Genomic DNA, 23,978 nt, shown 5'->3' with positions numbered 1-23,978 from the left:
GCGTGACGCCCACGCAACGTAACACCCCGCACACCCGCCCGAACGAATCGGCTGCCCCCGGGCGACCCGGCTTGACACTCCTTACTCACCGGTAACAGACTGTGGCCACCGTAGGGGTTACTGTTGGTAACGTGCCCCTGTATGCAACAGGTGGAGGGGACATGGCGGAGTTCACCATGGAGCTCAATGACGACCAGAAGCAGGTCCGGGACTGGATCCACGGCTTCGCGGCCGACGTGATCCGCCCCGCGGCCGCGGAGTGGGACGAGCGTGAGGAGACTCCGTGGCCCGTCATCCAGGAGGCCGCCAAGGTCGGCATCTACTCCCTCGACTTCTACGCGCAGCAGTTCTTCGACCCGACCGGCCTCGGCATCCCGATGGCGATGGAGGAGCTGTTCTGGGGTGACGCGGGCATCGCCCTGTCGATCGTCGGCACCGGGCTCGCCGCGATCGGCGTCGTCGCCAACGGCACCGAGGAACAGATCGGCACCTGGATCCCGCAGATGTACGGGGATGCGACGGACGTCAAGGTCGCGGCCTTCTGCTCTTCCGAGCCCGACGCCGGCTCCGACGTCGGCTCGATGCGCACCCGCGCGGTCTACGACCAGGCCAAGGACGAATGGGTGCTGAACGGCACCAAGACCTGGGCGACCAACGGCGGCATCGCCAACGTCCACATCGTGGTTGCCGTCGTCGACCCCGACCTCGGCACCAAGGGCCACGCCTCCTTCATCGTGCCCCCGAACACCCCGGGCCTGTCCCAGGGGCAGAAGTTCAAGAAGCACGGCATCCGCGCCTCGCACACCGCCGAGGTGGTCCTGGAGGACGTCCGCGTGCCCGGCTCCTGCCTGCTCGGCGGCAAGGACAAGCTGGACGAGCGGCTCGCCCGGGCCCGTGAGCGGGCGAAGGCGGGCGGCGGCGAGCGCGTGAAGAACGCGGCCATGGCCACCTTCGAGGCCTCCCGGCCCGCGGTCGGCGCCATGGCGGTCGGCACCGCGCGCGCGGCGTACGAGGTCGCCCTCGACTACGCGAAGACCCGGACCCAGTTCGGCCGGCCGATCATCGACAACCAGGGCGTGGCCTTCCAGCTCGCCGACATGCGCACCCAGATCGACGCGGCCCGGCTGCTGGTGTGGCGGGCGTCCTGGATGGCGGTCGCGGGCAAGCCGTTCACCTCGGCGGAGGGCTCGATGTCGAAGCTGTTCGCCAGCGAGGTGGCCAAGAAGGTCACCGCCCAGGCGGTCCAGATCCTCGGCGGCAACGGCTTCACCCGCGAGTACCCGGTCGAGCGCATGCACCGCGACAGCGCCATCTACACCATCTTCGAGGGCACGAGCGAGATCCAGCGGCTGGTGATCGCGCGGACGATCTCCGACATGCCGATCCGCTAGCGCGGGGCCGTATCCACGGGGGGCTACGACGGGCGGCGCCCCGGACACCGTGCGGGTCCGGGGCGCCGCCGTGCCCGCTAGCGGAGCGGGGTCAGGCAGCTGTGGTGGCTGCCGTCCGCGCTGTACTTCAGGTCGGCGATGAACCCTCCGTCGCACGGGTACGAGTGGACCCGGTACTCGGCGTTCGGCGAACCGCAGTCGGTGACGAGCAGCTTCTGGTCGTTCCAGTCGCCTTCGTTGCGTACGCACTGCCCCGTCCGCAGCGGCACCGGCTTGTCGTCGCCGGCCGCGAGGCCGATCAGGATCAGCGTGGGCACGGCCAGGAGGAACAGCGTCACCGGCACGAGGAAGAGGAGCGCCGCAGGACGGCGCCACAGCGGCTTGCCGGGGTCCATCGCCGGGCGGAAGCCGCCCGTCGGGGGAGCGAGCCTGCGGAAGCTCGCGCGCGGGCCGAGGTTCACCAGCAGGGTGACCGGGGTGATGAAGAACGACAGCGGACCCCACCAGCCCTGCCACAGCGTGTCCCCGGACATCCGGCGATAGATGGCGAGCCCGCAGTCGCGGCAGAACGGCCCCTGCAGGCTCAGGAACCGCATCAGCACGATCAGGCCCTGGTGGCCCCGCACGGTCGCGGCAGCGGCCGGCTGCGCCCCGCACAGGCGGCAGCCGTACCCGGCCGGCGCGGGGTACGGGCCGGTGGCACCCTGGTACGGGCCGTACGGGGCCGGCGGCTGCTGCGGAACGGGGTACGGGGCGCCTTGCTGCGCAGGGTACGGCGGGTACGGGCCGGCGCCGTGCTGCGGTGGCGGAGTGGCCACGGGGTTCTCCTCGGTCTCGTGGTGATCACCGCCGCGGTGATCACCGAGACCCTAGCCCGGACGTTCGGCCGGCCAGCAGGCGGGCGAGGGCCCGCCCGAAGAGCCGCCGGGCGGCCGCCGCGAGCACCGGGTCGAAGGGCCGCCCCAGCCCCCGTACGCGCACCTCCTCGCGCCACTGGACCTCGCTGCCGCCCGACGGGAGCGGGCGGACCTCGATCTCCGCCCAGCCCAGGACCACCCGCCCGTGCTTGACGAGCCGGACCCGCCCCGCGGACCCTGCGGCGGGCGGCTGCCAGACGACGACCTCCATGGGGTCCTCGAAGGTGATCCTGCCCACGCCGGTGCGTGCCGTGAACCGGGTTCCGACGTGCGTGGGCGGCGCCGTTTCGATCACCGTCCGGGTGAGCGGGACCTGCGCGCCGTGGCGTTCCCAGTCCGTCAGCCGCAGCCATGCCTCGGTCGGCGTCAGGTCGGTGCGGTGAACGATCCGAATAGCGGGCATGAGCGCATGGTAAGCGGGCATACACACCCTGAACTGGACCTGGAATATGGGTTCCGTCCGGGGGCGGCGATCAGCAATACTCACCGCCATCGTGGATCGCGGAGTCGACCGGGTGACCACCGGCCCTCCCGCCCCACTTTGCGAGGAGGTGCGCATGTGCTCTCACGAGCCCCCCTGCCCGTCCGCTGACAGCGCCGATCACGACGCCGCCCGCACCGTGGCCTTCCACCCCGAGCAGGGCTGGAGCCTGCTCTGCAACGGCCTGGTGATCTTCGACGACACCGGTGAGCTGCTCCCCGACGGCCGTGCGGTGGAACCCCGCCGCCCGGCCCTGGTCTGAGCGAGGAGGCCGCATGCGCCAGCAGCTGATCCGCAAACCCGTCCCCAAGCCCGCCCCCCGAGATTTGGACCTGCGCACCCCGTCGGGCAGAACCCTCCCGTACTGACGGGAGCCGACGCGGATCTGCCGTCCACCGGCTGCCGGTCAGCCGGTGGACGCCGTTGTGCCGCCCCGGAACGCGGCCTCGTACGCCACGTCCCCGATCGCCGCGCGGGCCTGCCGCTCGCCCTGGTCCCGCAGGGCCGTCAGCGAGGGTGAGCCCATCTGCGGCCGACCGACGGTGCGCCACCAGGCGTGCCCGGTGCCCAGGAGGCGCGCCGCCAGTTCGCCGTCGCCCAGGGCCGCGACCGCTGCCGCCAGCAGGTCGAGCCCGAGCGCGATGCCGAAGCGGTCGCCGAGCAGGCGTTTGCCGGACAGCATGGCCCGTACGTGCCGGGCCGCCTCCCCGTGGTGTCCCAGTCCCAGAGCGGCCACGGCCAGGATGTAGTCCGCGTAGGCCCGCAGCCAGCGTTCGCCGAGTTCCGTGCAGGCCTCGCGCAGGCCATGGGCCTCCTCGGCGGCTTCCTCGTACCGCTGGAGGTCGCACAGGGCGTAGCCGGTGGCCAGGCGGCACAGCAGCCGGCCGACGCCGTCGGTGCGGCCGCCGTGCCCGGCCCGGACCCGAGGCCCCGCCAGCTCCAGTGCGCGCACCGGGTCGCCCGGCATCAACACCGACACCGCGTGCAGATATGCGGCCCGCAGCTCCGGCTCCGGGTCCGCCAGCCGGGCCGCCGCCCGGGTGCACTCCTCGCCCAACCGCCGTGCCGTGTCCATTTCGCCCTGGAGCAGGGCGGTCAGCCCCAGCGCCCACAGCCCCTGGGTGTACGCGGCTCCCGTGGGCGGGACCGAGCGCAGGGCCCGTTCCAGGAAGCCGCGGCCCTCGTGCACGTGCCCGCACGAGAACCAGAAGAACCACAGGGCCCCGGCCATCTCCAGGGCGGCCGCGGGGTCGGTGCCGAGGAGGTGCTCCAGCGACGTGCGCAGCTGCGCGTGGTCGGCGCTCATCCTGCGGTACCAGTCCAGCTGGCCCGGTCCCAGCCAGCCCCGGTCGGCGGCCTCGCAGAGCGCGGCGTACCAGTGGGCGTGCCGGTCGGCCACCGCGGGGGCCTCCCCGAGTTCGGTCAGCCAGTCGTGGCCGTACTCGCGGATCGTGTCCAGCATCCGGTAGCGGGTCCCGGCCCCCCGCTCCTCGGAGCGCCGGACGACCGACTTGGCGACCAGGCCCGCGAGCACCCGCTCCACCCTTGAGGCGGGCAGCGGACCGCCCGCGCACACCGCCCTGGCCGCCGCGACGTCGAAGTCCCCGGTGAACACCGACAACCGGGCCCACAGCAGCCGCTCCACCGGCTCGCACAGCTCGTGGCTCCAGCCGATCGCGGTCCGCATCGTCCGGTGCCGGGGCTGCAGCACGGCCGCGGAGTCGGAGAGGACGTCGAAGCGCGCGCCGAGCCGCTCGGCGAGCTGCTCCAGGCTCCACAACCGCAGGCGTGCGCCGGCCAGTTCGAGGGCGAGCGGAATCCCGTCGAGCCGCCGGCACACCTCGGCGGCGATCCGGGCCCGCCGGGGTTCGTCGAAGGAGGCGGCGGCCTGCGGGGTCGCCGCCAGGGCGCGGGCCCGGAACAGGGCGAGGGCGTCGCTGTCGGGCCCCTCACAGGGCAGCGGGCAGACGGGCAGGACCTTCTCACAGGGGCTGTCGAGCGGTTCCCGGGAGGTGACCAGTACCGTCAGTCCGGGTGCCGACTGCAGGAGTTCGCCGGCCAGATGGCGGCAGGCGGCGACCAGGTGCTCGCAGGTGTCGAGGACGAGGAGCAGTTCCTTGTCGGCCATCCACGCGCACAGCTCCTCGTCGAGCGGGCGCGCGGAGTGGTCGGCGAGTCCGACGGCGTGGGCGACGGTCGTGGTGAGCAGGGCGGGGTCGCGCAGCGGGGAGAGGTCCACCCACCAGATTCCGTCGGGCCGCGCCTGTTCGGCGTCGGCGACGGCACGCAGCGCGAGGCGGGACTTGCCGACGCCCCCCACGCCGGTCAGCGTGATCAGCCTGCGGGTACGCAACAGGCAGTGCAGTTCGGCCAGTTCGTTTTGACGCCCGAAGAAGCCCGGCGTCTCCGGCGGCAGCTCTCCCGCCGTCCTCCCCGGGCCCGCCGCGGAGACGGAACCGGGTTCGGGCCCGCCGTCTGCGGCGTCTGCGGCCTCCGCCGAGTCCGCCGACTGCGCGCCGTCCGGCCCGTCGGGGCCGTCCGCCTGTTGCTTGTTGAACGAGTACTCACCGAACACGGATGTATTGTGCGTGATCTTCTTAGCCGGCAGTGCCCTTCGCCAGGATCGCTGTCACCTCCCCGGGACGACCGGCGCGCTCCTCAGCCGGCGAGTACGACCCGCCGATCGGCGCTGAAGGCGCCCCAGTTCCCGTCGGGCAGCCGGGCGCGGAGCCTGAGGACCCACACCGTTCCGGCCGGCTCGGCCACCGTGAGCCGGTGCTCCACCGTGCCGCCGGGCGCGGGAACGGCGCCGGCGCCGAACTGGATGACGGTGACGGGCCGTCCGTTGACGTGGAGTTCGTAAGCGGTGGTCGCACGGCCGGTGTCCGGGGCGGTCCAGGTCAGGGTGACGGCGCCGGGGGAGGCGGCCGCGGTGAAGCCGGTGGGGGCGGTTCCGGGCCCCTGGCCGCCGGAGGGCGGGGTCGTCAGGTCCACCGCGGGGCCGTCGGGGGAGGAGTTGTCCGCGCCGTCCCGGGCCCGGACGGTGAAGGTGTAGGCGGTGTCCGGCTGGAGGCCGGTCAGGTTGGCGGCCGTCTCGCCGGGGCCGGCCGTGTGGATCCGGACGCCCCCCTGGTAGATGTCGTAGGCCGTCACGGCGGTGTCGTCGGTGGCCGCGGTCCACGAGAGGGTGGCGGACCGGGGGCCGTCCGGGCGGCCCGTGGTACGGGCCGGCGCGGTGGGGGGCCGGTGGTCCTCGGCCCGGGCGGCCGGGGTGGTGGCCCGCGCCGCGGCGCTCGGTGCGGAGGTGTTCCCGGCGCCGTCCCGGGCCCGGACGGTGAAGGCGTACGCGGTCTGCGGGGCGAGGCCCGTGACGTCCACCATCGTCTTGTCGGCGGGGAGTTCCCGTACCAGCCGGCCGGCCTGGAAGACCTGGTAGTTGCGGACGCCGTCGGCCGCGGCGGGAGCCTGCCACATCACGTGCACCGAAGTGGCGCTGCCGGCCTGCGCGGTGACCCCGGCGGGGGCCGGCGGGGGCGTGGTGTCGGACGTGGTGCAGCCGGCGAGGAGGAGGACCGCGGCAGCCGGCGGCAGGGCGAGCGTGAGGGCGGTCGGGCGCACGGCAAACCCCCCTCGCTTCCGCTCCCTCGTAAAGGTCTAGACATATATGGCACGTCGGTCGGCGCCCCGGCAAGACCCCTGCCGTCGCGGCGCGTCAAGCACCGCTCATCCGTCACGGACGGTCAACACCCGTTCGGCGGACACGGCTTTCGCCCGAAAGCGGCCCCTCGTGCGCCACCATGGGCGCCGCTCCCAGGAGGTTTCGATGGTGATCTCGCTCTCGGTGATCGTTCTGCTCCTCGTCCTCGCATGGATCTTCCTGCGCAGCGGCGCCCTCAAGTTCTCGCACGCCCTCGTCTGCGTGCTGCTCGGCTTCCACCTCGCGAGCAGCAGCGTGGCGGGGACCATCCACGACGGTCTCTCGGCCACCGCCCAAGCCGTCTCCAGCCTCAGGCCCTGATCCGGCGGGCTTGATCGACTGTTGCGCCTTCATGAATCATCCGGCGCTTCCATGGACTCCTCTCCTCAGGCCGTGCGATCTAGCGTCTGGCGGCGGCGCGATGTCATACGCACTGTCAACAAGCCTGATGAGAAAGAGGAACTCCGGATGTTCCGAAGAGCGCTGAACTGCGCCGTGTTCCCTGCTCTGGTCGTCTTCACGGCGATGTACGGGATCTCCCCCGCCCAGGCCGAGGAGATACCCAAGGCTCCGGGCCACCGCCTGGTCAGCCATTACGACGGCAGCGCCGCGGCCCCCGCCCCGCTGCCGGGCCAGGCTCCGCCGCAACACCCCTTCCTCGCTCCCAACGGCCGCAGCGGCATGCACTCCGACGCGGCCGGCAGCGCCACCTCGCCCTGGTCCGGCCCGCTCGGCAGGAACCCGCAGGTGAAGAGCGAGAAGATCGCCGCCCTCGGCGGTGAGTGCGCCACCGCCACCTTCGACGCGGCCGGACGTCTGGTCACGGTCTGCGGCACCTTCTCCGGGTTCAAGGTCAAGCTGCTCGAACCCGGTACGCTCGCGACGCTCGCGGAGTACCAGCTCCCGCAGCGCTCCTCGACGGTCGAAGCCATCACCTCCCTCGACTTCTCGAAGATCTTCAAGGACACCTCGGGCGGCGCCTACTTCTACCTGGACGACCGCGACCGCGCGGTGCTGGCCGACTCCCGCCGGCACATCCTGCGCCTCTCGCACAGCCGGAACCCGGACGGCAGCTGGAAGTTCGCCGTCGACGACGACTGGGACCTCACCGGCCAGGTGCCGCACGACTGTGTCAGCTGGACCAACCTGTGGCCCAGCGGTACCTGTGACCCGGTCACCTCCGTGATGCCCGACTGGACCGGCCGCATCTGGTGGGTCACCCGGCAGGGCCGCGTCGGCACGGTGGACCCGGCGACCTCGCGGATCCGCTCCGTCCGGCTGGAGGGCGAGGAGATCCAGAACTCCTTCTCGGTCGCGGAGGACGGCGTGTCCATCGTGAGCGACCACGCCCTCTACAGTTTCCGTGCCGCCGCCGACGGCACCCCCGAGGTGCAGTGGCGCCAGACGTACGACCGCGGTACCGGGACCAAGCCCGGCTCGGTGAACCAGGGTTCGGGCACCACCCCCGACCTGTTCGGCGAGGGCTACGTGGCCATCACCGACAATGCGGACGACCGGATGAACGTCATGGTCTACCGCCGGGGCGTGGACGTGCCCGCCGACCGGCGGCTGGTCTGCAAGGTCCCGGTCTTCGGCTCCGGTGCCTCGACCACCGACAACTCGCTGATCACCTGGGGCAACAGCATCGTCGTCGAGAACAACCACGGCTACGAGAACCCCGCCGGCCTGCTGCTCGGCAGGTCCGTCGTCGGCGGCGTCAGCCGCATCGACGTCCGGGCCGACGGCAGCGGCTGCGACACCGTGTGGCAGAGCGCCGTCCGCTCGCCCTCGGTCGTACCGAAGCTCTCCACCGGGAACGGCCTGCTGTACTTCTACGAGAAGGAGCCCAACGCCTGGGGCATCGACGCCTGGTACCTCACCGCTGTGGACTTCCGCACCGGTGAGCGCCGCTGGCGGCAGCTCACCGGCACGGGGCCGCTGTACGACAACAACTGGGCGCCGATCACCCTCGGCCCCGACGGCACCGCGTACGTCGGCGTCTTCAACGGCATCGTCGCAATCCGCGACGGCGGCTGACGGAGCGGCGGGCGGCGGATCGGCGGCCCGCGTACGGCGGCAGGGCCGTCCCGCGGGCGGTCTTCCGGTCAGGCGGCGCGGGTGAGGAGGGCGTCGAAGGCGGCCGGGAGGCGTTTCCACCCGGGGCGGCCCGCCGCGTACTCCTCGTCGGTCAGCAGACAGGAGTCGAGGAGCCGCGCCAGGCCCTCCCGGTCGAGGCCGGGCGAGGTGAAGACGAGGTGCTGGCAGCAGTCGCCGTGTTCGGGGTGCCAGTCCAGCGCGGCGGCGGCCCGGCGCGCCGCGGGCACCAGGTCCCAGGCGGCGTCCGGCAGCGAGGCCAGCCAGGGCCCCGAGTCCTCCACGCACAGCGCACCGCCCGCCGCGTCCCAGGAGAGCAGCGTGTCCGGCCGGTCGGCGAGCCAGAACCGGCCGCGGCTGCGGGCCGCCGCACGGGCGAGGTCCTCCAGTGCCGCGTAGAGCCGCTCCGGGTGGAACGGGCGGCAGCGGTGCCAGACCAGGGTGGCGACCCCGGCCTCGTCGGCCTCCTGGGGCAGGAGTGCGCAGGCGGGGTGCTGGGCGGCGGCGGCCGCCCCGGGGTCGAAGCCCGCGAGGGCGAGCCGGGCCAGGTCCACGGATCCGGCGGCCACCCGGCGGGCGGTGGGGTGCAGCTGCTCCAGGAGCGCACGGTCCTCCGCGTCCGCCTCCCCGCTGTCGACGAGGGCGAGGACCGGTGCGTACTCCAGTTGCCGAGCCCAGGTGTCGCCGACGGTCCGGCGGTCGGTGGCGGCCGCGGCGAGGCCGGCCTCTCGAAGGTCGTCCCCGTTGGCGAGGCAGGGCAGCACCAGGGCCGGATCGACCGCGGTGATCACATTGCCGAGGTCCAGCACGCCGTGCCCGTGCACGGCGATGACCTCGGCCATCGCCCGGGGCTCGACGGAGTCCCACAGCTCGACGACGGCCAGCCGGCCCAGCCCGCCGTGGGCGATCCGCTCCAGCTCCGGGACCAGGTCCTCACGCAAGGCGCAGCAGGCGCAGTCGTTGACGAGCGGGGCCTCACCGGAGCCCAGCGGGCCGGAGGCGTCGCGGATGGTGCGCCGTACGGTCCCCTCGGCCGCCGCGGACAGGTCGTGGTGCAGGGCGACACTGCCGGGAACGGTGTCGAGCAGGTGCTGCACCACGGTCCGGCGGGCGTCGGCGTGCATGCCGCAGACGATGACGACGGGCAGCCTCACTGCTTGCCCCCGTAGCGGCGCTCGAAGCGCTCGACGCGGCCGGCGGCGTCCAGCACGCGGGCGGTGCCGGTGTGGAAGGGGTGGCTCGCGGAGGAGATCTCCACGTCGATGACCGGGTAGGTGTTGCCGTCCTCCCAGGTCACGGTCTTGTCGCTGGTGGCCGTGGAGCGGGTGAGGAAGGCGAAGTCGGCGGCCTTGTCGCGGAAGACGACCGGGCCGTAGGCGGGATGGATGCCGGGCTTCATGGGCTGTCCCTGCGGGTCGGGTGCGGGTGTGGATCCGGGCGCGGCCGGGGTCAGCGCTCTTCGCGGAAGTCGACGTGGCGGCGGACCACGGGGTCGAACTTCCGCAGGACCAGCCGATCGGGGTGGTTCCGGCGGTTCTTGCGGGTGACGTAGGTGTGGCCGGTCCCAGCGGTGGAGCGCAGCGTGATGACCGGGCGTACTTCGGTGCGTGCCATGAGGCCAGTATATGGAAATGGTTTCCATTTTCAAGAGGGCTGTGACGGTCGGTGTGGTGCCGGGCCGGCATACGCCGGTGGCCCGCACCGCCCGGGGGCGGTGCGGGCCACCGGGCGGCGCGTCAGGCCTTCCAGAAGAAGACGGCCGTCATCCGCTTCTCCGCCAAGGTGCGCCCCCAGTACCCGGTGGCGCTGTGGATCAGGTTGGCGGAGTAGAGCAGCAGCCGGTTGGCGCGGTGCGGGACGCGTACGTCCTCCACGAAGGAGTCGGGGGAGACGAAGCGGGTGCCGAGGGCGTCGACCAGGCTGTTGTGGGGCGCGATCACCTGGTTGCCGCCCAAGGACCCGCCGGGCAGGCTCTGGCGGTAGAAGCTGGTGCCGCAGTCCTTGGGCACCTCCGGGTTGAGGTAGAGCACGGCGGCGTAGCGGCACAGCGACCGCGAGTCGGTGTGGGGGCGTGGCTCGCACTCGCCCTCGCCGACGACCTGCACGCAGTTGTGGTTGAAGGTGCCGCCGCCGACGGGCCGTTCGGCCCAGATCCGCGCGGCGCCGGTGGACTTGCGTACCAGCCGCTCCACCCGGGCCAGTTCCCCGGGTTCCAGGCCGGGCATGGCGCGCAGCCCCGGCCAGCTCTCGGGTTTGTGTGGATAGCCCTCGGTCCAGTCGTCCTTGGCCAGGCAGCGTTCCCGAACGGCGTCCGCGTCCGGGAGGACGTCGTCCAGGACCCAGTAGTCGCGTCCGAGGGTCGGCTTGCGGTAGGGGAGGACCGGGAGCGGGGGAGGTGGCATGGGAGGGAACGTAGCGACCGGACCTCGGCGCACGCGCTCCGCGAGCGGTCAATCTTGTGTCAAGTGTTCCCCATGGCACGGGGGATGCGGAAACACGCGTGCGGCGCCCCGCTGCGGGCCGGTCCGGGTGGTTGACTTGCGCCATGCCGCTCGACACCTACGGAGTGCTGGCCGGAACGCTGCACCGCCACTTTCGCGACCAGCCGGACAGCACGGGCCGGTGGTTCCACGTCAACCTCGAAGTCGATGCGCCCGCGGGCCGCTACCGCTGCGCCGTCGACGTGGACGGCAAGCATGCGGCGATCGGCGTCCAGTGGAAGGTCTTCACCCTGCACGCTTCGGTGCTCGACCCGGTCGCCTCCCCTTCGCCCGGGTACCACGACCTCGCCCGGGTGTCCGGATCGGGCGCCATCGACTACCTGCGCCACCCCGCGCTCGCCGACCGTCCCGGCTGTCTCTTCGTACGGCGGCCGCCCGCCTGGATCCAGCGGATCCTGGACCGGCTGAACCCGCCCCGGCCCTGGGTCTCCGGCTCCCACCTGGAGGCCTCGCAGGCGCTGGAGCCGATCCTGGTCCCCGGGCGGCCGGTCCTGATCTTCGGAGAGCCGTTCGACGAGGGGCTCGGCATGCACAACATCCACCAGAACCAGGGCGATCCGTACGGAAGCCAGTGGTGGCCCGACAGCGGCACCTGGCAGGACGGCGCCACGCTGACCCGGCGCGCGGACGGCCTCTTCGACGTCTTCGTGTCCAAGTTCTCCACGCAGGCCGACGCCACCGACAGCGACGGCCACCCGCTTCCGCCGGACCCTCTCTAGTGCTGTGACCGGAAAGGTCCACCGGGTCGCGCCGCCCGGCACGGCACCTCGCTGCGTTGTCGGACCGCGCAAGTACGTCCAGTACGAGCCGCGGGCCTCCGCCTCGCGATGCACCGCACCGGACAACGCGACCCGGCAAACCTTCCCGGCCACAGCACTAGGCACGTCCCGTGCGGCGGGCCGCCACCGTTGCGCAGGCGGCCGCCAGGGGGAGTTCCGCGCACACCGCGAGGGTCAGCGCCGCCGCCCGGGCGGCGCCCGGGGCCGAGGTCGTCACGTCGAACCAGGCGTCCATCGCCAGCAGCGCGGCCGTCGCGGCGGCCAGGGGCGCCGCGCGGGGATCGTGACTCCGCATCAGAAGACCGGTACCGCTCAGGCCGGCGGCGAGCACGGCGTCCAGGCCGATCCACGCCGTGGACCAGTTGGACACCTCCGCGGTCTGCGGGAGCGTCTTCGCCAGCACCAGCATCCACGGGACGAGCGCCATCCCGGCGCCGGTCAGCACGGTGGCGAGCCGGGGCGGGCGGCGGGACGGGACGCGGGGGGCGACGAGGGTCATGGCGGGGCTCCTTCCGGCCCGGCGGTCCGTCCTCCGGGTACGGTGACCACTCTGGTCGCGGGGAAGACCGGAATCAGTAGCGGCACTGTCCGAACCGGGGGTGGCACCGGCTACACCCCCGGGCGGGTACCAGGGTGATGGAACGGCCCTGACCAGTGCGATTACCGTACGGCGTATGGGATTTCTCGGCACGCTCAGGCGTACCTCCAGCCGGCTCGCCGGATGTGCGCCGTGGTCGGCGTGGGCTTGGCGCAACACCGCCTTCACCGTCGCCGCCGTCCCCATGGCCCTGCCCGCCGCGGCCGCCTTCGCGACGGTGATCGCGGCGCCCGGCCGGATACCGGGGGTCCTGCTCATGGTGCTGCTGCTGTGCCCCCTCCTCACCGTGCTCCAACGCAGCCGGTTCCAGTCGCTGATGGAGCTCGTGATACCGCCCGCGGGGTACCGGCACCCGCCCCTGCACCCGCGCGGACTCCTCGAACGGCTGCGCGCGGAGTCGACCTGGCGGCAGTACGGGTACCACCTGCTGGTCAGCCCGCTCGCCGGCGCGGGCGGGGCGCTGATCGTCCTCGCGTGGGCCGGCGGGGCCGCCGCGGCCTCCGTCTACGGCTGGTCCTGGCTGCTGCCCGACCAGGACGGCCTGGGCTGGGAAACCTCGTACGACCTGCTGACCGTGGTCGGGGGCGTCCTGCTCCTCGGCACCCCCTGGCTCGCCGCGGCCCTCGCCCGGCTCGACGCCTTCGCCGCGGCGGCCCTCCTCGGACCGAGCCGGGCCAAGGAACTGGCGCGCCGCGTCGAGGACCTCGCGGAGAGCAGGGCGGGAGTGCTCGACGCCGCCGACCTCGAACGCCGCCGGATCGAGCGGGACTTGCACGACGGAGCGCAGCAGCGTCTCGTCGCCCTCGCCATGAACCTCGGCATCGCCCGCGCCACGCTGACCGACCTGCCGCCCGCCGCGAAGGCGGTCATCGACGAGGCGCACCGCGAGGCCAAGGAGGCCATCGAGGAACTCAACAGCCTCGTGCGCGGGCTGCATCCGGTGGTCCTTGAGGACCGCGGACTCGACGCGGCCCTGTCCGGCGTCGCGGCCCGCGCACCCCTGCCCGTCGAGCTGACCGTGGAGTTGGAGCGGCGGCCGGGCCCCACCGTCGAGGCCGTCGCCTACTTCGTCGTCTCCGAAACCCTGGCCAACGTCGCCAAACACGCCCGGGCCACCCGCTGCCGCGTGGAGGCCCGCCGCACCGCCGACCTGCTGCGCATCACCGTGACGGACGACGGGGTGGGCGGGGCCGATCCGGCCCGGGGCACCGGACTGGTGGGCCTGCGCAAACGCGTAGGGTCGGTCGACGGAACCATCATGATCAGCAGCCCCCTCGGGGGCCCGACCGTCGTGACTGTGGAGCTGCCGTGCGGGCTGTGATCGCCGAGGATTCGGTGCTGCTGCGAATAGGGCTGGTCAAGGTCCTCGAAATGGCCGGGTTCGAGGTGGCCGCCGAGACGGGGGACGCCGAGGGCCTGCTCGACGCGGTCGCGCAGCACGAGCCCGCCCTCGCCCTCGTCGACGTCCGCATGCCCCCCGGCTTCACAGACGAGGGCGTACGGGCCGCGCTGATGATCCGCCGGCAGTGGCCGGGTACGGCGGTGCTGCTGCTCTCGCAGTACGTGGAGGAGCGCTACGCGGCCGATCTGCTCGCCGGCCAGGGCGGGGGCATCGGCTACCTGCTCAAGCAACGCGTGGCCGACGTCGAGGAGTTCATCGACGCCCTCAAGCGGGTCGCGGCCGGCGGCACCGCCCTCGATCCGCAGGTCGTCGCGCAGCTGCTGCTGCGCCGCAGCGCTGCCATCGACCCGTTGGAGCGGCTCACCCCGCGCGAGCGGGAGGTGCTCGCCCTGATGGCGGAGGGCCGCTCCAACGCCGGTATCGCGGCCGCGCTCGTGGTCAGCGAGAGCGCGGTCGCCAAGCACATCAACAACATCCTCGCCAAGCTCGACCTGCCACAGGCCGACGGGGACCACCGCCGGGTGCTCGCGGTCCTGCGCTTCCTGGACGGCACCTCGTGAGCGGGGCCGACGGGGGAGGATCGGGGCGCCCGGCGCACCGTACGGTGTGGATCGTCGTCGCCGTCCTGAGCGCCCTGTTCGTCGTCGCTCCGGCCGCCGCACAGGTCTGGGCCCACCAGGCCACCCGCAACAGCATCCTGACCGGGGGCAGCGGGACCCGGCCGGTGTCGGCCTTGGAGATCGACGCGGGCAGCGCCGACGTACGCGTCACCCCGCGCTCGGACGCGCAGGTCGCCTACCGGGCCGCTACCCGCCGGTCGGTGGGGGCGCCGGTGATCGAGGAGAGCTGGCTCGGCGACACCCTGAGGCTGAAGCCGCGTTGCCCGGGCGTCGGAGCCGTCCTGCAGGCCGGGTTCGGCTGCTCCGTCGACCTGGGCGTGACCGTGCCGACGGGCATTGCGGTGAAGGTCCGGGCGGGTTCCGGCACGGTGGACATCAGCGGACTGGGCGGCGCCGTCGACGCCGAGGTCGGCGCCGGGCGGCTGAGGCTCTCCGCGCTGCGCGGACCGCTCCGGGCGAGCGTGGGCGCCGGCTCGCTGGAGGCCTCCGCGCTCACCTCCGCCCAGGCGGACATCCGGGCCGGGGCGGGCTCGGCCGTCGCTCGTTTCGTCGCCCCGCCGGAGCGGGTCACCGCCCGCGCGGGCTCGGGCCGGCTGGAGCTCACCGTGCCCGCCGCCACCCGGTTCCGGGTCACCGCCAGAGCGGGCGCGGGGCGCTGCGAGGTCGCGCGCGGGATGCACGATCCGGCGGCTGCGGGGGAGCTCGACATCGCAGCGGACTCGGGACGGGCCGAGGCGGGTTACTGAGGCGTCGACCTGAAGGTGACCCACCAGGCCGGTGCCGCACGGGGCGTACCAGGGCGTACCAGGTACCAGGGCGTACCAGGGCGTACCGGGGGCGGTGCCGCGCCGCCACGTCGTTCCGCGGCTGCCCGGCCCGTCCTACGACTGCTTCGCCCGGGCGGCGAGGCCGTCCAGCAGGAGGCCGAGGCCCAGCTCGAAGCCCCGGTCGTCGAGCTGGGCGAGCCCGCCGTCCGCGGCGTCCGCGCCGGCGAGCGCGTCGGCGAGGGCCGGGTAGTCGGGCCGGTAGGCCTCGGAGGAGCGGGTGAAGCCCGCGGTGAAGGTCTCCAGGGCGGAGCCGAGCACCAGGTAGTCGAGTGCGGCGGCCGCCTCGGCGGCCCCGGCCGGGGTGCAGCCCGCCCGTACGAGCGCGGCGAGCAGGGCGTCGTATCCGAGCAGCGCCCGCTCCGCCTCGACGCGGCGCCGGGCCGCCGGGGCGATGACGTTGGGGTGGCGCAGGTACACCCGGCGGTAGCCGCGCGCGTACGCGGCGATCCCCTCACGCCAGTCGGGGTGGCCGAGGGGGGTCAGATCGATCTCTTCGTTGATCAGTTCCGTGACCGCGTCGAGGACGTCGTCCTTGGAGGCGACGTGGTGGTAGAGCGATGCCCCGCGGACGCCGAGACGGTCCGCGAGGGTCCGCATCTTGAGCGCCTCCGGGCCTTCGGCGTTCAGGAGCTCAAGCGCCGCGCGCGCGATGATCTCGCGGCTGAGCAGCGGTTGGTTCGGTCGGCCCACGGTGATCGTCCCCCTCTTTCCGCCGTCAGATTACCGGTACGGAGGGTCTTCCCAAGGGGTTCCTAGCGGGCTATGGTCCCCGCATCCCCGAAACCTAACAAGGTTAGATTTAGGTTCCGGAGCGTGCCGTCCCCACCGGCCCGCTCCCCTCCCGTAGAGGTGCCCATGCCAGAACCTTCCTCCGCAGGCCCGGTTGCGGCCTCCCCCGAGGACAGCGACGCCGCCCGCCTGAACGACCTGGGCTACAGCCAGGAACTGAGCCGCAGCCTCGGCGTGCTCGGAAACATCGCCATGGGCTTCGCCGTGGTCTCCCCGGTCGTCGCGCTGTACGCCGTCTCCATGGTCGGGACGACGATCGCGGGACCGGCCTGGGTGTGGGCGCTGCCGATCGTCCTGCTCGGCCAGTGCCTGGTGGTGAACGTCTACTCCGAGCTGGCCTCCCAGTGGCCGCTGGCCGGCGGGCCCTACCAGTGGGGCCGCAGGCTGCTCGGGCCGTCCTTCGGCTGGATGAGCGGCTGGGTGTGGCAGTTCGCAGTGATGTTCGGCAACACCACCGTGGCGTACCTGGCCGCACCCTGGGTCTTCGCCCTGTTCGGGGCCACTCCTTCGCCGGGCGCCATGGTCGCCGTGGCCGCCGCGATCCTGCTGGCGTGCATGCTGGTCAACGCCTACGGCATCAGGATCCTGAGCTGGTTCGTGTCGCTGGGCATCGCGGCCGAGGCGATCGCCTCGGTCCTCGTCGGCTTCACCCTGCTGCTCTTCTTCCGTGAGCACGGCTTCTCGCTCTTCACCGAGACCCTCGGCGCCGAACAGCTCTCCGGCGGATCGACCGTGATGGCCTTCCTGGCCGTCCTCGCCGTCGCCGGCTGGGGCTTCATCGGCTTCGACGCCTGCGTGTCGACCGCCGAGGAGACCAGGGACGCCGGGCGGCAGGTGCCCCGGGCCATGTGGTGGGCGCTGCTCAGCGTCGGCCTGGTGGTCATGCTCAACGCCATGGCCGTCGCCCTCGCCCACCCCTCCCCGGCCGCCGTCGTGGCGGGCGGGGACCTCGACCCGGTGACCACCGCCGTCACGACCGCCTTCGGCTCCTGGTCCGACAAGCCGTTCGTCGCCGTGGTCCTGGTCGGCTTCCTGGCCTGCGCGATGGCTTCCCAGGGCGGCGCCGCCCGCGGGGTCTACTCGCTCGCGCGCGACGGGGTGTTCCCCTTCTCCCGCCAGGTGCGCAGGGTCAACCGCCGCCAGGCCCCGATCGGCGGGCTGATCGCCTCGACCGCCGTGAGCTGCTCCGGCCTGCTGCTCGGCCTGAACGCCACCGCCATCGGCAGCCTGATCGCCTTCGGCACCGCGGCCACGTTCCTGCCGTTCTTCCTGGTCAGCCTGGCCGCGCTGATCGCCCGGCTGCGCGGCACCTGGGTCCCCTCCGGACACCTCCGGCTGGGGCGCAAGGGCACCTTCCTCAATGTCCTCGCGGTGCTCTGGACCGCCTTCGAGGTCGCCAACGTCTGCTGGCCGCGCGCGGTCCTCGCCCCGCCCGGAGCCCCGTGGTACCAGGTCTGGGCCGGGCTGCTCGGCACCGGCGCGGTGATCACCGCCGGACTGGTCTACCTGCTGGTCAAGAAGCCGCAGCGCCGACTGCGGGACGCCGCAGCCGCCGCGGAACCGGCTGCGGCGGCGGCCGGCGAGCGGTCCGGCGCCCTGGCCGCCGAGCCGTCCTGAGCGCTGCGACGGGAAAGGGCCGTCCGGCCGGACCGCTGCTGCGGTCCGGCCGGACGGCCCTCGTCGTGCCCGGGCGATGCCGCATGCCCGGGTGATGCCGAGCCGTCCGGTCAGCTCCCCGGCGGCACCCGTGAGGGGCGGCCCCGGCCGCGCGTGAGGGAGTACCCGAAGACGCCCGCGAGGGCACCGAGGACGCCACCGGCCGCGGTCCAGATCCAGCGGTCTGACCACCGTCCGCCGGACCAGCCGCCCTCAGGCTCGCCGACGGCGGCCGGCTGCTTCTTCGCCGAACCCTTCGCGTCGGCCTGCTGCGCCGTGATCCCGGGCACGAGCGGAGCGGCGAGCGCCCCGTCCACCGCGAAGGCGCCACCCGTGTCCGAGATGCTCGTCTCGATCTCGGCCCGCACCGGCTGGCCGAGGTCCTCCTGCGCCACGTCCAGGACGGTCAGGCGTACGTAGTAGCTCCCGGGCAGGGGATCGTTCGCCCACGGCTCCGCTCCGGGCCGGACGGGCCGCAGGGTGCAGGACAGCTCCACCGAAGCGGCCTCCTTGGCCGCCGCCCCGGTCTGCTTCCCGTAGGTACAGGCCTGACGGCGGCGCAGCCCGTCGTACACGTCGAGCTGCCAGGTCGAGGCGCCGTGCCGGTTGGCCGACGCAGGCAGCTTCACCCGGGCCCGTACGGTGGCCCGCTGTCCCGAGTCCAGCGGCAGCACCCAGTAGAGGTAGTCGCCGGTGGACGCGTCGGCCGTGGCCCGCTGGCCCGGCCGGACCGGCGTGGCCGTACGGAAGGCCGTGCCGGCCTCGGTCGGCCCGGAGGCCTTGCCGCTCGGACTGGCACTCGGGACCGGGGTGTCGGCCGCGGCCGCGCCACCCGCGCCCAGCACCGCGCCGGCGGCCAGTGCCGCGGCGGCCAGTATGCGTACGGTACGCATCAGTTCGTCCTCCAGACCGAGATACGCCAGCGGGAGATCCAGCCCCACACCAGGCCCGCGACCAGGCCCGCGAGCACCAGCACGCCGAGCAGCCACCAGCCGCGGCCGAGCCCGAAGGCCGCTGCGTCGGCGGTGTCGTCGGGGCCGTCCACCAGGTCGATGGTCAGTTCGACGGGCAGGCCCGGGGTGGTCTTGACCGAGGCGGGGGCCGAGAAGGAGTTGCTGATCTGCAGGCAGACCGTCTCGGTGGCCGGCTTGCCGTCCCCGCTGCCGTTCGCGTCCTCGTCGTCGGCCTCGGCCTTCGGGTAGCGCAGTCCGGTCGAGATCATGTCGGTGCGGCCGTCACCCGCCTCCGCGCCCCGGACGATCTCCCGCCCGTGCACGGTCGTCGCCCGCAGCAGGATCCCGTAGTCCCGGTTGACCGCGCGGTCGGCGGCGATGCTCACCGAGGCGCGCAGCTCCTGGCCGGGCTTGACGTCCACCCGGTACCAGCGGTGCTCACCGAAGGCCTCGCGGTCGCTGTAGAGGCCGGCCCCGAGCTGCGGTGCGCCCTGGCACTGCTTGGCCCCCTCGGTTGCCACCGGGGTGACGACCGGGGTGGCGGCCCGGTCCACCAGCTGGCGGACCCGGCCGGAGAGTTCGGCGGTGTGCTGGACCGAGGTGTAGGTGCCGCCGGTGGCCTCGGCGATGCAGACCAGCTGATCGCGGGTCTTGGCGTCCGGGACGAGCCCGAGCGTGTCGATGACCAGGTGGATGCCCTGGGCCGCGATGTCGCGGGCCACCTCGCACGGGTCGAGCGGGGCGCAGGTGTCCTCGCCGTCCGTGATGAGGACGATCCGCCGGGTGGCGTCGCCGCCCTTGAGGTCCTCGGCCGCCCCGAGCAGCGCCGGTCCGATGGGGGTCCAGCCCGTGGGGGCCAGGGTGGCCACCGCGGTCTTCGCCTCGGTCCGGTCGAGTTTGCCGACCGGGTAGAGCTGCTTGGTGTCCTTGCAGCCGAGCTGCCGGTCGTCACCGGGATAGGTGGCCCCGAGGGTGCGTATGCCGAGCTGCACCTCGTCCGGGGTGGCGTCCAGTACCTCGTTGAACGCCTGCTTCGCCGCGGCCATGCGGGACTTGCCGTCGATGTCGGTCGCCCGCATCGAGCCGCTGACGTCCAGCACCAGCTCGACCTTGGGGGACTCCTTCGCCACCGGTTCGCCGGCGGCGGCGTTCGCCGGGAAGAGCCCGACCGCCAGGGTGGCCAACAGGCCGCAGGCCCCGGCCGCCACCCATTTTCTTGTGATCATCGCCGGATCGTATTGAGGATCGGGCGCCAAACCAAAACAGTCCCCCGCCACCGGCGTTGATCAGCGCGCTGCGGGCAGGTGGGCCCGGGACTACGCTGGACGCAGGAACGGTGTGCCCGCCGGAGGCGAGCCATGAGACGACGCCATCACTTCCACATCGATCATGCGGGGCACTCCGTCAGCGCCACCGTCGAGACCGGCCGCCGGGTCGAAGTGGAGATCCTCGTCGACGGCAAGGAGACCGGTCACGGCACCACGCAGGCCGACCGCCCCGTCACCGTGCAGGTCGAGCTGCCGACCGATCCGCCGACCCCGGTGTCCGTCCGCACGACACCCGGCCCCGGCGTCCCCCGCTGCGTCCTGGCCGCCCCGGACGCCGAGCCGCACGTCATGTCACCGCGCCCGTACTGAGACGAGCGGCATGCGCGGGGGCGCATGCCGCTCGCCGGTCCGTTCAGGCGGCCGTCAGCCCACCTGGAGGGCGACGTCGTCCACGACGAACGAGGTCTGGAGGGACGGGTCCTCCACGCCCTGGAACCGCAGGGTGACGGTCTGCCCGGCGAAACGGGAGACGTCGTAGCTCTTCAGTACGTAGCCGGTGGCCGCGTCGACGTTGGAGAAGCTCTCCAGTGTCTGGCCGCCGACCGAGACCGTGAAGGTGTCGTAGACGACGTCCTCGGTCTCGTCCGTGTCGATGTGCAGGTAGAAGGTGAGCCGGCCCGAGGCGCAGCCGGAGGGGAGGGTGAGCGACTGCGACGCGCTGTCCGTCCGTGTGGAACCCCAGCCGTTCAGCCACGCCATGTACGCCCCGCCGTGCGCGACCTCGCCGGACTGGTTGGTGATGACCCCGGACGTCGCCGTCCACGGGCTGCTGCCGTTCTCGAAGCCGCCGTTGGCGACGACCTGGCGCGGGGTGCAGGTCCCGCCCCCGCCCCCGACCGTCAGGGTGTAGGTGGTGCTGTGGCTGACCGTGCCGGTGCCGGTGAGGGTCAGGGTGTACGTGCCCTGCGCGGCGCCCGCGCCGACCTGCACCGAGAGCGTGGAGGAGCTGCCGGACTGCACGGACGAGGGGCTGAGCGTCGCGGTCACCCCGGCGGGGGCGCCGGAGACCGAGAGGGCGAGCGTCTGCGGGCTGCCGCTCACGGTCGTGGTACCGAGGGTGGAGGTGACGCTGCCGCCCGGGTTGGCGGTGCCGGCGGCGGGGGAGGCGCTGAGGGAGAAGTCCTGCGCCGGGGTGTCCCCGCCCACGGCCTGCTTCCAGATCGCGTAGGCCACGCCGTCGGCGCTGCGGTCCAGGACCGTGGCGTTGATGTTGTTCGCCGTGTCGCAGGAGCTGTGGTAGCAGGAGTCGTAGGCGGCGTTCGCGGTGCCGCCCCACTTCGCCGCCTGCGCCGAGGTCTTGCGGGCGCCGGCCCCGGCCGCGTAGCCGGAGGTCGGGATGCCGCCCTGCTGGAACGAGTAGTCGTCACTGCGGCCCTGGCCCTCGGTGTTCTCCTCGGGGGCGAGGTTCAGTGAGGCCCAGTACGCCTTGAGGGGCGCGGCCGTGGCGGAGTTCAGGTTGTTGATGAAGTAGCCGCCGTTGGGCGAGCCGACCATGTCGAAGTTGTAGTAGCCCTTGATGGCGGACTTCTCGGCGCTGCTGAGCCGCCCCACGTAGAACTCGGATCCGTTCAGGCCCTGCTCCTCGTCGGTCCACCAGGCGAAGCGCACGTGCTGCGTCATCGTGGGGTTCTTCTGCGCGAGGACGAGCGCGTTCTCCAGCAGGGTCGCGGAGCCCGAACCGTTGTCGTTGATGCCGGGGCCCGCCGAGACGCCGTCGAGGTGGGCGCCGAACATGACGGTCTTGTCCGCGGGGCCGCCGGGCCAGTCCGCGATCAGGTTGTTCGAAGGATAGGTGCAGGAGGTGCAGTTCTGCTCGGTGACCGTGTAGCCGGCCGCCTGGAGCTTGCCCTTGATGTACGCCAGGGACTGGGTGTGGCCCGCGCTGCCCGCGCGGCGGTTGCCGCCGTTCTGCGAGGCGATGGTGTTCAGCTGGGCCAGGTGCGCCTGGACGTCGGCCACGTTGATGTTCGGCGGGTCCGTGCCGGGCTGGGTGCCGCCGACGTTGAGGGCGTAGTCCACTGTGTGCGCCAGGCTCGGGCCCTGGCCCTTGACCGTGACGGTGGAGGCGCCGGGCGCCGCGGCCGAGCTCGCGGAGAGCGTCAGCGTCGAGGACTGGCCGGACTGCACGGTGGCCGGGTTGAAGGAGGCGGTCACCCCGGACGGGAGACCGGTTGCGGTCAGGGTCACCTGCTGGGCCTGGCCGGTGGTGGTGCTCGTGGCCACGGTGGTGGTGACCGAGCCGCCCTGCTGGACGGTTCCCGACGACGGGTTCAGCGCCAGCGAGAAGTCGTCGTTCTGGCCGCTCGGGGTGCAGGTCGGGTCGCCGGACAGGGCGGGCACGCTGATGGCGTCCCAGGCGGCCTTGGTGCGGTTGAACAGGTTGCAGGTGGCCGGGTCCAGCGACTTGGCGGAACTCAGGGTCGCCGTGCGGTACTTCTTGTAGGACATGCTGCTGGTCTTGAGCAGCATGCCGCCGTAGAAGATCTTTCCGGCGTTCTGCACGCCCACGCCGGTGACCGCGGACTGGTTGCAGGTGGGGCTGTCCGGCTTGCCGCCGCCCGGGCTGCTGCCCTCGGCGAGCAGGTAGAACCAGTGGTTCAGCGGACCCGCGGCCTTGTGCACCTCGGTGCCGGGTATCGCGGAGCTGTAGCAGGCCGGGTCGTTGTTGACGGCCGGCGGGTTGTACATGTTGCGGATCGGCCCGCGGCCCTGGAGGTTGATCATCTCGCCGACGGTGTAGTCGGGAGTGTCGTAGGGGGCCGGCTCGTTGACGTACGCCTCGGTCAGCGCCCCGAAGATGTCACCGGTGGCCTCGCCCAGCCCGGCTTCCTGGCCGCTGGTGCCGCCGGGGGTGTTGGAGTCGATGGCGTGCCCGTACTCGTGGGCCACCACGTCCACCCCGGCGATCCACTCGTTCGCGCTGTTGTGCCCGATGGTGACCGAGCTGCCGTCCCAGTAGGCGTTGAGGTCGCCGAGGCCGACCTTGCCGGGGAAGCTGCGCCCGTTGCCGCTGACGCCGTTGCGGCCCAGCCACTGGCCCAGCATGTCCCACTGCTTCTGCGCGGCGAACATGAGGTCCGTGCAGCCGGTCTCCTTGGAGGTCGGGTTGCCCGTGCCCCAGGAGTCGGAGGACTTGGTGAAGACGCTGCCGGTGCCGTAGTCCGCACAGCTCAGACCGGTCCGGTTGGGGTCGCGCAGGGAGTACGAGCCGCCCGAGGCCGTGGTGTCGACGGTGAGCGGGTTCGGGCCGTTCCATTTGCTGGTGCCGCTGCCCGCCACCACCTCGTCGTGGCGGTCGACGACCTTGCCGGTGCGGGCGTCCACGAAGACGTGGAGCTTGCTGGGCGCGGTCCGGGTGCTGCCGGAGAGGACGGTCTCCCAGGCCAGGACCGGCCGGTCGTCCTTGAGCCGGACGACGAGGCGGCGCTCCAGGACCGTGTCGACCTTCGTCAGCTCCGCCCGCGAGACGGTCTCGGCCGCCTGTGCGGTGACGGAGGGGGTGGTCGCCACGTCGATGACCGTGGCCGAGGCCGACTGCACGGCGCGGACCCGGCCGTGGCCGTCGGCGAGGACGACCGCGTCGCCGCCGACGACCGGCAGGCCGCGGTAGGTGCGCTCGTACGCCACGGAGTACAGGTCCTGCACCCAGGGGGTGACCAGGCGCCGGTCGTACTGCTGCTGGGGCGCGTTGACGAGGGAGTCCAGTCCGCTGCCGACCGCCGCGTCGGCGGCGGCGACCGCGCGCTCGGCGGGGGTGGGCTGCGGGGCCGTCGGGGAAGCGGCCTGTGGAGCGGCGGACGCGGTGCCGGCCAGGGTGCCGGCGAGGCTCGCGGTCAGCGCCATGGCCGCCACGGAAGCCATCCATCTGGTGGGCTGCAAGAGTCCACTCCGATCGTGTGTGGGGGGTTCCGGCTGGCTGTTCGCGCCGAGTATGGGCGTGGACAT

The 23,978-nt window shown here is 72.8% G+C and carries 23 protein-coding genes; 10 read left to right on the top strand and 13 right to left on the bottom strand.

Annotated elements, in window-relative coordinates:
- Window positions 1-161 precede the first annotated feature (161 nt).
- Window positions 162-1,391 carry an acyl-CoA dehydrogenase family protein gene (locus AC0666_RS26100; RefSeq protein ID WP_361720818.1) on the top strand — a complete coding sequence of 410 codons (1,230 nt, stop codon included), beginning with the start codon at window positions 162-164 and terminating at the stop codon, window positions 1,389-1,391.
- 77 nt (window positions 1,392-1,468) lie between these two features.
- Here AC0666_RS26100 and AC0666_RS26095 read toward each other — a convergent pair whose 3' ends face one another.
- Both AC0666_RS26095 and AC0666_RS26090 read right to left on the bottom strand, forming a co-directional pair.
- On the bottom strand, window positions 1,469-2,209 hold the full coding sequence (locus tag AC0666_RS26095; protein ID WP_478708391.1) for an LppU/SCO3897 family protein: 741 nt from the start codon (window positions 2,207-2,209) through the stop codon (window positions 1,469-1,471).
- Between the two features lie 40 nt (window positions 2,210-2,249).
- Window positions 2,250-2,711 carry an SRPBCC family protein gene (locus tag AC0666_RS26090; protein ID WP_468971974.1) on the bottom strand — a complete coding sequence of 154 codons (462 nt, stop codon included), beginning with the start codon at window positions 2,709-2,711 and terminating at the stop codon, window positions 2,250-2,252.
- A 154-nt stretch (window positions 2,712-2,865) separates the two neighbouring features.
- On the opposite strand from AC0666_RS26090, the gene AC0666_RS26085 reads away from it, so the two are divergent.
- Window positions 2,866-3,051 carry a DUF5999 family protein gene (locus tag AC0666_RS26085; protein ID WP_356851453.1) on the top strand — a complete coding sequence of 62 codons (186 nt, stop codon included), beginning with the start codon at window positions 2,866-2,868 and terminating at the stop codon, window positions 3,049-3,051.
- 144 nt (window positions 3,052-3,195) lie between these two features.
- Here AC0666_RS26085 and AC0666_RS26080 read toward each other — a convergent pair whose 3' ends face one another.
- Window positions 3,196-5,364, bottom strand: coding sequence for an ATP-binding protein (locus tag AC0666_RS26080; RefSeq protein WP_468971972.1), 2,169 nt, complete (start codon window positions 5,362-5,364; stop codon window positions 3,196-3,198).
- 83 nt (window positions 5,365-5,447) lie between these two features.
- Complete coding sequence (locus AC0666_RS26075) at window positions 5,448-6,407, bottom strand: fibronectin type III domain-containing protein (RefSeq protein ID WP_468971970.1); 960 nt, start codon at window positions 6,405-6,407, stop codon at window positions 5,448-5,450.
- 205 nt (window positions 6,408-6,612) lie between these two features.
- Between AC0666_RS26075 and AC0666_RS26070 the strand changes: the two genes are divergently transcribed.
- Together AC0666_RS26070 and AC0666_RS26065 are read left to right on the top strand one after the other, a co-directional pair.
- Entirely contained in the window at window positions 6,613-6,807 is a 195-nt protein-coding gene (locus AC0666_RS26070; RefSeq protein WP_468971968.1) for a hypothetical protein, read from the top strand.
- Between the two features lie 147 nt (window positions 6,808-6,954).
- Window positions 6,955-8,523, top strand: coding sequence for a hypothetical protein (locus AC0666_RS26065; RefSeq protein ID WP_478708390.1), 1,569 nt, complete (start codon window positions 6,955-6,957; stop codon window positions 8,521-8,523).
- A 68-nt stretch (window positions 8,524-8,591) separates the two neighbouring features.
- Here AC0666_RS26065 and AC0666_RS26060 read toward each other — a convergent pair whose 3' ends face one another.
- The 4 genes from AC0666_RS26060 to AC0666_RS26045 all read right to left on the bottom strand — a co-directional run bounded on the left by AC0666_RS26060 (window position 8,592) and on the right by AC0666_RS26045 (window position 10,982).
- On the bottom strand, window positions 8,592-9,704 hold the full coding sequence (locus tag AC0666_RS26060) for a CobW family GTP-binding protein (protein ID WP_478708416.1): 1,113 nt from the start codon (window positions 9,702-9,704) through the stop codon (window positions 8,592-8,594).
- Between the two features lie 26 nt (window positions 9,705-9,730).
- Window positions 9,731-9,979 carry a type B 50S ribosomal protein L31 gene (locus AC0666_RS26055; RefSeq protein ID WP_478708389.1) on the bottom strand — a complete coding sequence of 83 codons (249 nt, stop codon included), beginning with the start codon at window positions 9,977-9,979 and terminating at the stop codon, window positions 9,731-9,733.
- A gap of 50 nt (window positions 9,980-10,029) precedes the next feature.
- Window positions 10,030-10,194 carry a 50S ribosomal protein L33 gene (gene rpmG / locus AC0666_RS26050; RefSeq protein WP_468586199.1) on the bottom strand — a complete coding sequence of 55 codons (165 nt, stop codon included), beginning with the start codon at window positions 10,192-10,194 and terminating at the stop codon, window positions 10,030-10,032.
- Window positions 10,195-10,316: 122 nt separating this feature from the next.
- Window positions 10,317-10,982: a DUF6445 family protein gene (locus AC0666_RS26045; protein ID WP_468971962.1), complete on the bottom strand. Its 666-nt coding sequence runs from the start codon at window positions 10,980-10,982 to the stop codon at window positions 10,317-10,319.
- A gap of 143 nt (window positions 10,983-11,125) precedes the next feature.
- Between AC0666_RS26045 and AC0666_RS26040 the strand changes: the two genes are divergently transcribed.
- A complete protein-coding gene (locus tag AC0666_RS26040; protein WP_468971960.1) occupies window positions 11,126-11,800 on the top strand; it encodes a DUF2278 family protein in 675 nt (224 codons plus the stop codon).
- Window positions 11,801-11,957: 157 nt separating this feature from the next.
- Here the strand turns inward: AC0666_RS26040 and AC0666_RS26035 are convergent, their stop codons facing one another.
- Window positions 11,958-12,359, bottom strand: a complete 402-nt coding sequence (locus AC0666_RS26035; protein ID WP_468971958.1) for an LPXTG cell wall anchor domain-containing protein — start codon at window positions 12,357-12,359, stop codon at window positions 11,958-11,960.
- Window positions 12,360-12,534: 175 nt separating this feature from the next.
- Between AC0666_RS26035 and AC0666_RS26030 the strand changes: the two genes are divergently transcribed.
- Genes AC0666_RS26030 through AC0666_RS26020 form a run of 3 tightly spaced genes read left to right on the top strand, consistent with a single transcriptional unit; the run spans window position 12,535 to window position 15,226 of the window.
- Entirely contained in the window at window positions 12,535-13,779 is a 1,245-nt protein-coding gene (locus AC0666_RS26030; RefSeq protein ID WP_468971957.1) for a sensor histidine kinase, read from the top strand.
- Entirely contained in the window at window positions 13,767-14,420 is a 654-nt protein-coding gene (locus AC0666_RS26025; RefSeq protein ID WP_361720854.1) for a response regulator transcription factor, read from the top strand. The genes AC0666_RS26030 and AC0666_RS26025 overlap by 13 nt, the downstream gene beginning before the upstream one ends.
- Window positions 14,417-15,226, top strand: coding sequence for a DUF4097 family beta strand repeat-containing protein (locus tag AC0666_RS26020; RefSeq protein WP_478708388.1), 810 nt, complete (start codon window positions 14,417-14,419; stop codon window positions 15,224-15,226). The genes AC0666_RS26025 and AC0666_RS26020 overlap by 4 nt, the downstream gene beginning before the upstream one ends.
- 135 nt (window positions 15,227-15,361) lie before the next feature.
- On the opposite strand, the gene AC0666_RS26015 is transcribed toward AC0666_RS26020, so the two are convergent.
- Window positions 15,362-15,997 (bottom strand): TetR/AcrR family transcriptional regulator, encoded by a 636-nt coding sequence (locus tag AC0666_RS26015; protein WP_468971955.1) that lies wholly within the window; start codon window positions 15,995-15,997, stop codon window positions 15,362-15,364.
- Window positions 15,998-16,162: 165 nt separating this feature from the next.
- Between AC0666_RS26015 and AC0666_RS26010 the strand changes: the two genes are divergently transcribed.
- Window positions 16,163-17,713 carry an APC family permease gene (locus tag AC0666_RS26010; RefSeq protein WP_468971953.1) on the top strand — a complete coding sequence of 517 codons (1,551 nt, stop codon included), beginning with the start codon at window positions 16,163-16,165 and terminating at the stop codon, window positions 17,711-17,713.
- A 110-nt stretch (window positions 17,714-17,823) separates the two neighbouring features.
- On the opposite strand, the gene AC0666_RS26005 is transcribed toward AC0666_RS26010, so the two are convergent.
- Window positions 17,824-18,645: a hypothetical protein gene (locus AC0666_RS26005; RefSeq protein WP_468971951.1), complete on the bottom strand. Its 822-nt coding sequence runs from the start codon at window positions 18,643-18,645 to the stop codon at window positions 17,824-17,826.
- Window positions 18,645-19,931, bottom strand: coding sequence for a VWA domain-containing protein (locus AC0666_RS26000; protein WP_468971949.1), 1,287 nt, complete (start codon window positions 19,929-19,931; stop codon window positions 18,645-18,647). Before AC0666_RS26000 ends, AC0666_RS26005 begins: the two co-directional genes overlap by 1 nt.
- Before the next feature lie 132 nt (window positions 19,932-20,063).
- Between AC0666_RS26000 and AC0666_RS25995 the strand changes: the two genes are divergently transcribed.
- The gene (locus AC0666_RS25995) at window positions 20,064-20,342 is read left to right on the top strand and encodes a hypothetical protein (protein ID WP_468971947.1); all 279 of its coding nucleotides are present in this window, start codon (window positions 20,064-20,066) and stop codon (window positions 20,340-20,342) included.
- Between the two features lie 54 nt (window positions 20,343-20,396).
- Here AC0666_RS25995 and AC0666_RS25990 read toward each other — a convergent pair whose 3' ends face one another.
- Window positions 20,397-23,876, bottom strand: a complete 3,480-nt coding sequence (locus AC0666_RS25990) for a M28 family peptidase (protein WP_478708387.1) — start codon at window positions 23,874-23,876, stop codon at window positions 20,397-20,399.
- Window positions 23,877-23,978: the final 102 nt, after the last annotated feature.

Source organism: Streptomyces sp. NPDC043680, assembly GCF_056436685.1.
Note: the sequence above shows the minus strand (reverse complement) of the source record. Positions and strands in the feature narration are given on the sequence as shown.